The following is a 1,326-nucleotide window of genomic DNA, read 5'->3' on the forward strand; positions in this document are numbered from 1 at the left end:
TCGTTGATCGGCAGGATCGGGTTGACGCCGGCTTGGCGGAAGCGCGCCGTCAACCGCGCCGGGCCGACCGCGTCGAGCACGCGGATCGCCGGCACGTTGAGCGACAGTTGCAGCGCCTGGCGGATCGAGACATCGCCCTGATAGCCCATGTCGAAATTCTTTGGCCGGTAGCCGCCGAAATCGACTGGGCTGTCCTCGATCAGCGTTTCCTGCGCCACCAGTCCCTGTTCGAAGGCGAGGCCATAGATGAACGGTTTCAGCGTCGAGCCGGGCGAGCGCACGATCTTGGTCATGTCGATCCAGCCGGAGCGGCTGGCGTCGAAGAAATTGGCCGAGCCGACTTCGCCCAGAATGTCGCCGGTGCGGGAGTCGGCCAGCACCATGGCGACGGAGAGACGCGGTCCAAGTTTGATGGCGGCATCGCGCGCCACCTGTTCCAGCCCCTGCTGGACGCTTTTGCGGATCGTCAGCTTGAGCGGCTGACCGGGAACGGCCCTGGGCAGCATCGCATAGGCGGCGTGCGCGGCGAGCGCCGGCAAAGTGCGGCGCAGGCCCGACACGTCGTCGAGCGCGGCGCGGGCCGCCTCGCGTTCGCCGATCAGGCCTGATGAGACCATGCGGGTCAGCACGCGGTCGCGGGCGGCGTGGGCGATTCCGAGATTGCGGTCGGGCCGGCGCTTTTCCGGCAATTGGGGAAGGGCGACGAGCAGGGCGGCTTCCGAGACGGTAAGCCGCTTCGGCTCCTTGCCGAAATAGGCGAGCGAAGCGGCGCGCACGCCTTCGAGGTTGCCGCCATAGGGCGCCAGCGTCAGGTAGCGTTCGAGGATCTCGCGCTTGGACAGCCGCCGCTCGATCTGGATGGCGCGCAGCATCTGCTTGATCTTGGAGCCGAGGCTGCGGCTTTCGCGCGGCTCGATCAGGCGGGCAAGCTGCATTGACAGGGTCGAGCCGCCGGAGACGATGTGGCCGCTGGTGATGAGCTGCCCCGCGGCGCGGCCAAGCGCCAGCACGTCGACGCCCTGATGATCCCAGAARCGCTTGTCCTCATAGGTGACCAGCATGTCGACGAACTGCTTGTCGACCTGGTCGAGCCGGGTTTCMAGCCGCCAGTAGCCGTCCGGCGTGGCGAAGGCGCGCAGCAACTGGCCGTCGCGGTCCTGGACCTCGGTGGAGACCGTCAACGTCGCCGGGAGTGGCGGCGGGAAGGCGCGGTCGAGTTCCCACAAGGTAGCTGTGGCGACCGCCGCAAAACCCACCAGGGAGGCGGCGGCGATGCCTGTTCGACGGAGAAATTTTCTGGAGAGCATGGCGCTGCCCCTCATCCGC

The 1,326-nt window shown here is 67.4% G+C and carries 1 protein-coding gene; it reads right to left on the reverse strand.

Annotation, left to right across the window (positions count from 1 at the left end; translation table 11 throughout):
* The coding region (locus tag AC1DX0_RS35935; protein WP_477359248.1) for a transglycosylase domain-containing protein at nucleotides 1-1,307 on the reverse strand (1,307 nt) is incomplete at its 3' end.
* Nucleotides 1,308-1,326 lie beyond the last annotated feature (19 nt).

This window comes from Mesorhizobium sp. P3_A9, from assembly GCF_056402975.1.